The 6544-nt window shown below is 42.5% G+C and carries 8 protein-coding genes; 4 read left to right on the forward strand and 4 right to left on the reverse strand.

Going from position 1 to position 6544, the window contains the following annotated elements:
- Window positions 1-12: 12 nt before the first annotated feature.
- The 4 genes from DBZ36_RS16320 (at window position 13) to DBZ36_RS16335 (ending at window position 3325) form a co-directional block, all read left to right on the forward strand.
- Complete coding sequence (locus DBZ36_RS16320; RefSeq protein ID WP_120356014.1) at window positions 13-1233, forward strand: methyltransferase; 1221 nt, start codon at window positions 13-15, stop codon at window positions 1231-1233.
- Window positions 1223-1873, forward strand: coding sequence for an HAD-IA family hydrolase (locus DBZ36_RS16325; protein WP_158589130.1), 651 nt, complete (start codon window positions 1223-1225; stop codon window positions 1871-1873). Before DBZ36_RS16320 ends, DBZ36_RS16325 begins: the two co-directional genes overlap by 11 nt.
- Window positions 1874-2097: 224 nt before the next feature.
- On the forward strand, window positions 2098-2529 hold the full coding sequence (locus DBZ36_RS16330) for a hypothetical protein (RefSeq protein ID WP_120356016.1): 432 nt from the start codon (window positions 2098-2100) through the stop codon (window positions 2527-2529).
- Between the two features lie 49 nt (window positions 2530-2578).
- Window positions 2579-3325, forward strand: coding sequence for a phosphatase (locus DBZ36_RS16335; RefSeq protein WP_120356017.1), 747 nt, complete (start codon window positions 2579-2581; stop codon window positions 3323-3325).
- On the opposite strand, the gene DBZ36_RS16340 is transcribed toward DBZ36_RS16335, so the two are convergent.
- The 4 genes from DBZ36_RS16340 to DBZ36_RS16355 all read right to left on the reverse strand — a co-directional run bounded on the left by DBZ36_RS16340 (window position 3322) and on the right by DBZ36_RS16355 (window position 6183).
- Entirely contained in the window at window positions 3322-4263 is a 942-nt protein-coding gene (locus tag DBZ36_RS16340) for a sensor domain-containing diguanylate cyclase (RefSeq protein ID WP_120356018.1), read from the reverse strand. The genes DBZ36_RS16335 and DBZ36_RS16340 overlap by 4 nt on opposite strands.
- 489 nt (window positions 4264-4752) lie before the next feature.
- Window positions 4753-5241: a GNAT family N-acetyltransferase gene (locus DBZ36_RS16345; protein WP_233558165.1), complete on the reverse strand. Its 489-nt coding sequence runs from the start codon at window positions 5239-5241 to the stop codon at window positions 4753-4755.
- A gap of 188 nt (window positions 5242-5429) precedes the next feature.
- On the reverse strand, window positions 5430-5693 hold the full coding sequence (locus tag DBZ36_RS20770; RefSeq protein WP_325049121.1) for a GFA family protein: 264 nt from the start codon (window positions 5691-5693) through the stop codon (window positions 5430-5432).
- Between the two features lie 82 nt (window positions 5694-5775).
- Window positions 5776-6183, reverse strand: coding sequence for a GNAT family N-acetyltransferase (locus DBZ36_RS16355; RefSeq protein ID WP_120356019.1), 408 nt, complete (start codon window positions 6181-6183; stop codon window positions 5776-5778).
- Window positions 6184-6544: the final 361 nt, after the last annotated feature.

The following is a 6544-nucleotide window of genomic DNA, read 5'->3' on the forward strand; positions in this document are numbered from 1 at the left end:
CGACTAAATCCCATGTCGAACCATCTCGTAAAGCTGTTTGTTGAACTCGACACCGCGCTTGCGGATAGCCAAGCTTTTTGGAATATCCAGGCCTTTGAGTACCAACATTTACCGAAGCAATGGCCAAAACCCCTGCGTGACTGGCTTAGCCAACAGGGTGAGTCGGATCTAGATTGCTTGGAATCTAAGACTCAAAACCAAAAAGTACGGCATCTTGAATCACTTGTCGGCGGTTTAAACTTCCCTAGGGTCGAGTTTCCGAAAATAGCTAATGCGGAAATTGATTTACCATTTTGGATTACAAATGGCATCAAAGGGCGCAAGCTTGATCAATTACAGCAGTTTTGTTGTGCCATACCACGCACTGAGTTACCACGGCTTGAGTGGTGCGCTGGCAAAGGGCACTTAGGACGTATTGCCTATCACATAAACCCGCAGCCAACCCAAAGCCTGGAGTGGGATGATCAGCTTTGTCTTGAAGGCGCACAACTCGCCAAACAACATAATATGGACATCCAGTTTCAAAACTGTGATGTTCTCAATAGCGAAGTTCAGTTAACTTGTAGTCAGCAACACGTACTTGCCTTACATGCTTGCGGAGACCTACATACTCATTTGCTTAAACAAGCTTGCGCAACACAAACACAAGTGCTGAGTATTAGTCCTTGTTGTTATCACCGCATCCAAGCCAGCGATTACCGACCATTGTCTCAATTGGCCGCAAAGAGCCAATTACGTCTTAGCCGAAAGTCTCTCAAATTAGCGGTCCAACAATCGGTGACCTCCGGAAAACGAACCCAACGCTTGCGAGATGTTGAACTTCTGTGGCGTTTGTCGGCTGACGAGCTGCAACGAAAATATAGCCTCGAAAAGAACTACCGACCCTTAGCTAGCTTTCCCAAGCAGTGGTTGAGTCAAGAACAGGGCTTCAAAAAATTTATACAATGGGCAGCAGCGCACTATAGGATTGAACTGCCTTCGGACATCAACTTTAGCGAACTCGAAATGACAGTTAAGCTTCGACGTATTAATTTGCGGCGAATCGAACTAATACAGCACATTTTCCAGCGCGAACTTGAAACCTGGCTGATACTAGACCGAGCGATCTATTTAACCGAGCATAACTACGACGTCGTAGTACAACACTTTTGTGATTTCGAAATTAGCCCACGTAACTTCTTGATCAATGCAAAGCATATCTCCTATAAACAAGGACCAAAGCATGAATTTTAAAGGCTTACTGTTTGACCTCGACGGCACCCTCATTGACTCGCTCGCGATTGTTGACCTAGCTTGGCGTCAGTTTGCCCGCCGTAACCAACTTGACGAAGACAAAACCATGGACTTTATTCATGGCAGGCCAGCTCTCCAATCGGTTCAACAGCTTTTACCAGATTTGTCTAAGGCCAAACAACAACACGAGTTCAATCTGTTAAACGAGTTTGAAACCAATAACACCGATGGAATAGTAGTACTTAATGGAACTCGAGAATTGCTAGCACAACTCGAAGCACGAGATGTTCCATGGGCGATCGTCACCTCAGGCACCAAAGCGGTTGCTTTTGCTCGGGTGCAAGCCTGTCAGCTTCCTATGCCAAAAGTATTCATTACCGCTGACCATATCAACAAGGGCAAACCTGACCCAGAACCCTATCTGTTGGGCGCCTCCAGCCTAGGGTTGGACGCAAGTGACTGCATCGTTTTCGAGGACGCCCCAGCAGGTGTAACTTCAGGAGTAGAGGCAGGATGTCGTGTTATTGCTATTGATAGTCACTATACCAAGCAACAGTTAGCTGCTGCCGATATATTCGTCGACAGTTTGGCTCAGGTTAGCTTATCTGCGCATGCTTTGAGCCTAGACTTTAAAGCTTAGCAAACCGTGGTGATTTCGAAACTATAGGTAAAACCACAACCGTCATTAGATGGTACAACAATACTTGAGGCGCTGCGCACAAAAGCTTTATAGCTTGCTGAAGTCATCTAGAAAACTAGCTAATAAATGCCAGGTCAATTACACCTATTACCTGCATTTAGAAAATATGGATTATACTTAAGTTAAGAACACGAATAGATAGTCTTTTTCGAAAAGGAGTTTCGATGAGAAAAAGTACATATTTTGTGGTATTCGTTATTGTGAGTTTAAGCCCGTTGACGCAGTGGGCTCAAGCGTCAACGGGCTATTTTTCAGACCCAACTTACCCAGCCTCTAATAATTCAGACCTTAAAATACTGCGCTATAAGTGGGCATCTCAAGGCCTTTCCGCTTCAATCCGCATAAGCGACCGTAGAGAGTATTCCCAACTACAAGCTACTCGTATGCCATTCACTAATGATGATTCACAAGACTGGGAATCTTGGCTTAATTATGAGATCGATGACAATATTGAACTTGAGTTTCGGGGCAACAAGCTAAAAGGCAACTACGACACTAAGTTTGAACCTTTCTGCAATGACTGTAAGTTGCAATTGCAATCAACAGTTTGGCGCGATGGAGACATACGCTTAGAATTTAAGAGTCCTTTCCAGTAAAGTGACTCAGTATCATGTCTAAACGAGTATGCCCATTATAGGACTAAGCATGAAAATCACGGCGGATATCCACGCGCACACTATAGCCAGTACTCACGCTTACAGTACTGTCCAAGATTATATCAATATTGCGTCATCTAAAGGCATTCAGCTTTTCGCAATCACCGACCATGGACCAGATATGGCCGATGCACCTCACTACTGGCATTTTGTGAATATGAAAGTCATACCTCGGATCGTAAACGGGATTGGTATACTTAGAGGAATGGAAGCGAATATAAAGAATGCTGATGGCCAAATCGATTGTGATGAGAACTTACGCGGGTGCCTAGATATTATATTGGCTGGATTTCATCAACCGGTATTCAAACCTAGTACCCTTGAAATCAACACTCAGGCTTTGATTAACGCTATAGAATCTCAGAAAGTGGATATTATCAGCCACCCTGGGAATCCAGCTTACCCCATAGATATTAAGAAAGTTGCGCAAGCTGCTGCAGACAATAACGTAGCTTTAGAGATCAATAACTCATCCTTTATTGCCTCCCGGCAAGGCAGCGAACCCAACTGTCGAGAGATAGTTAAAACAGTGAAAGGCTTCGGTGGAAAACTTGCTATAGGTTCAGATTCACACTTTTCGCATAGTTTAGGTGAGTTTGATAAAGCGTTGGAAATTTTGGAGAAAGAGCAATTCCCATCCGAGAATATTGTAAACAGAGATCCCAAGGCATTAATACAGTTTTTAGAACAACGTGGGCATTCCAATTTAGGCGATTACAGACAATTGTGGGCTTAAACGTAAAACAATGAATCTTGCGGTCGATAAGACTGTACTTGATTCTTACCTCTATCTTTGGCCCTATAGAGGGCCTTATCAGCACGTTCTAGAATATTCTCTTTACGATCATCACCAGCAAAGAACACACTAGCTCCAATACTGACGGAGATCCGACAGGTTGTAGGAAGATCTATAAAGCGTAGGTTCTCAACGGCAGATCGCAGACGTTCCGCTAGCACAAGAACTTCGTCCATTTCTGTATTAGGTAGCAAGACCATAAATTCATCGCCACCGAGTCGCGCTAACAGATCACAATCTCTAAGTTGTGTCTGACACGTTTGTGCGACACGTTTAAGGACCTCATCACCCACTAAGTGACCATAGGCGTCATTCACTTTCTTAAAGTAATCTAAGTCTAATATTAGCGCGCTACAGGTTCGAGCATAGCGGGAGAATTGACTATAGTGCTGAGCTAACTCAAACATTATTTTGCGCCGTGATAACACCCCACTTAAACAATCAAAATCCGAAAGACGCCGTAATTCTTGTTCCAATGCATGCCGCTTACTAACGTTGACAGCTACCCAGACCACTGTCCTTTCGCCATTAACAAGGTGATCCAGCTTTTGTATGCGACCTTCGAAATGAACAATACCCGCTAAGTTCTCAGCTACAACCGTTCCTTTAACTTCCCTACCATCAAGCTCATAATTGATAACGTATAAACCGTCATGATTTAACCCGTTTTGTATTTGCTGTAAAAACCACTGCGCTTTTTCCTCGGGTAGTACATCGAATACGGTTTTTCCAATTAGGACCGAAGAATCAACGTAGAACCGAGAATCTTGACCGCCAACAATATCGATATACACTCCAGTTTCACTTAAAACGAACACCGGATCAGGCAACGCCATCGCAAAGGCTTTAAGTTCCGAGATACAAGTTACCGTGCTCATTCCAACCCACTTATATTTATATCACTAGGACGCTGATTTGCTTAATCAACTGGTTACTTTATGCACACCTTTATATTGCAGTTTTATAACCATTCGTTCAAGTAGTCATTAGTATCCAGAAACATCTAGTTAACAACTATAGGATACCATTTGGAAAATCGCCCAGTTCTAAAGGAAAGGAAGTGGGAAGTGGAAAGTGAAAAGAACGCAGCAAAGCTGCTTCAAGGAGCAAGGAGCAAGGAGCAAGGAGCAAGGAGCAAGGAGCAAGGAGAGCAAGGAGCAAGGAGCAAGGAGCAAGGAAAAGCTTAAACCACACCCTAAGCAGGTCAAGATCATTAAGAATAAATCGACGGAGCCAACACGGTACACTGAGAGACAATCTAGACTCGGCGCTTTAATTTTTGGGTCACTAACGCGCAATAACCCAAAAGTACGTTTTTGCAGTCACTGAGTTAGGCGAATGAGGGACTAATTGATTCTAGCAACTAGTTAACAGGCTACAACTTCTGATGATAATTCTAAAGCCATAAACTGGCTATTGGGATCTTTTTCATAATCTGCAAATGGCTGGCAAAAATGGAAACCATGTTTTGAGTACAACTCCCTTGCAGGTTTGAAATAATCCATTGAACCTGTTTCTAAACTTAATCTTTTATATCCGCTTGATTGTGCATCTTTAATCAAAAAATTTAATAGCTTAGATGCAACACCTTTACCTCTATAGTCAGATGCAGTTCTCATAGATTTAATTTCGGCATGGTCTTCATCAAGCTCTTTATAAGCAGCACAACCCGCTAAGGTTTCACCATCCCAAATCGTCCAAAACTTTACTTCAGGTACCTTTAAACTATCTAAGTCTAAGGCATGCTTACTTTCTGGAGGTGAAGTTGCTTGCATATCTGCAAGATGCTCTTCAAGAAGTGCGATAATTTCTTTGCCTGATAAATCATCTAACTTTATTTCAAACACCAAACTCACTTTGTAGCCTATCGCCCGCTTAAGCGGACAAAAATTGTTGGTTATAATGTGGAGCGAAGCGGAACATAACTCACTGTTTTAGTTTCGTTTAAAGCACTTTTTATGTGCTGAATATTACTTCATACCCGCGCCAACAGTAGCACGAATTGGAATGTTTTCTGCGTCAAAAGAATCCAGACAAAATACGTTTATACCATAATAATCGGTTTACGATGAAAAGGATAAATACCACAGACCTTACAAAAATAATGCTCTGCAGTATTTGTATGAAATTGATAAGTCGTCAATGATTCTTTTCCAGAAAGAATTCTCATTGAACTTTCATGCACTTTAATCATGAGTGCATTCTTTTTTATACAAATAGAGCAGTCACAGGTCGTAAGCTCAGATAAGTCAGTATCAATTTCAAATTGAACCGTTTGACAATGACAAGATCCTGTAAAAGTTTTCATATCAGATACTCACAAATTTTAAGGCACTTAACGCCCAATTCAAGCGACGACGAAGGAGGTCGCTGGAATTGCTTGTTATGCACTAGTGGTCAGAACCTGCATAAACCCACATGGGCTCTGTTCTTCCCGCACGCTCAAAACCTAATGCTTTATAAAATTTAACTGCATCGCCGTCAGCAGTTAACATTTGTTGATGGAAGCTGCCATAAATGGATTGCATCGCTTCCATCATCTTACGACCTATACCCTTACCATGATAATCAGGATGAACGAGCATATGCGGGTAGTAAACTACCAAATAACCATCTGATATAGCATTGCAAATACCTACAAGCTCTCCATTAATACGGGCTGTTACTAAAGAATGAGAATTGTTAAGTGCAGCTAGTAATTCCTTTGGCTTTTCTGCCGAAGACCATTCATTGGCTTTATAAATACCTATGATTTCATCTTCGTTAACTGAATCTTTAGTGCTTACGTTAATTTCCATAAAACTCTCAACTATAAAGATACATAATAGTGTATTACCCGGACTTCTCATTAAACCCAGACATTCGAGCCCAAGAGTCAGCACGTGTAAGTAAAATTGTTCAATAATCCCAAAAGCTTACCAAGGCATAGTCGTGATTGATAATCCTTTCTCACCGAAAAAAAGCGAGAACAATACATGGCGGATGTGGTGTGAACGGTATAGTAGAGATTCGATAGGCTGAGCTTTGCTTTTGTTGGAGTCTGGCAGGCGAAATGGGTATTTCGAGAAGCATGGCTTCGAGCCCATTGAGCGGGGCGATCTCTCGGCAATGTGCTCCTGCATTGCTCTACTCTCGCCGTCCTTGGCGAGATGCGATGCG

Origin of the sequence: Alginatibacterium sediminis, assembly GCF_003610775.1 — a bacterium.
GTDB classification, from domain to species: Bacteria; Pseudomonadota; Gammaproteobacteria; order Enterobacterales; family Celerinatantimonadaceae; genus Alginatibacterium; species Alginatibacterium sediminis.

Excerpts from the sequence above, each read along its gene's own strand:
- DBZ36_RS16340 (WP_120356018.1), bottom strand. The coding sequence starts at position 4,263 with ATGAGCACGGTAACTTGTATCTCGGAACTTAAAGCCTTTGCGATGGCG.
- DBZ36_RS16325 (WP_158589130.1), top strand. The coding sequence starts at position 1,223 with ATGAATTTTAAAGGCTTACTGTTTGACCTCGACGGCACCCTCATTGAC.
- DBZ36_RS20770 (WP_325049121.1), bottom strand. The coding sequence starts at position 5,693 with ATGAAAACTTTTACAGGATCTTGTCATTGTCAAACGGTTCAATTTGAA.
- DBZ36_RS16355 (WP_120356019.1), bottom strand. The coding sequence starts at position 6,183 with ATGGAAATTAACGTAAGCACTAAAGATTCAGTTAACGAAGATGAAATC.
- DBZ36_RS16320 (WP_120356014.1), top strand. The coding sequence starts at position 13 with ATGTCGAACCATCTCGTAAAGCTGTTTGTTGAACTCGACACCGCGCTT.
- DBZ36_RS16335 (WP_120356017.1), top strand. The coding sequence starts at position 2,579 with ATGAAAATCACGGCGGATATCCACGCGCACACTATAGCCAGTACTCAC.
- DBZ36_RS16330 (WP_120356016.1), top strand. The coding sequence starts at position 2,098 with ATGAGAAAAAGTACATATTTTGTGGTATTCGTTATTGTGAGTTTAAGC.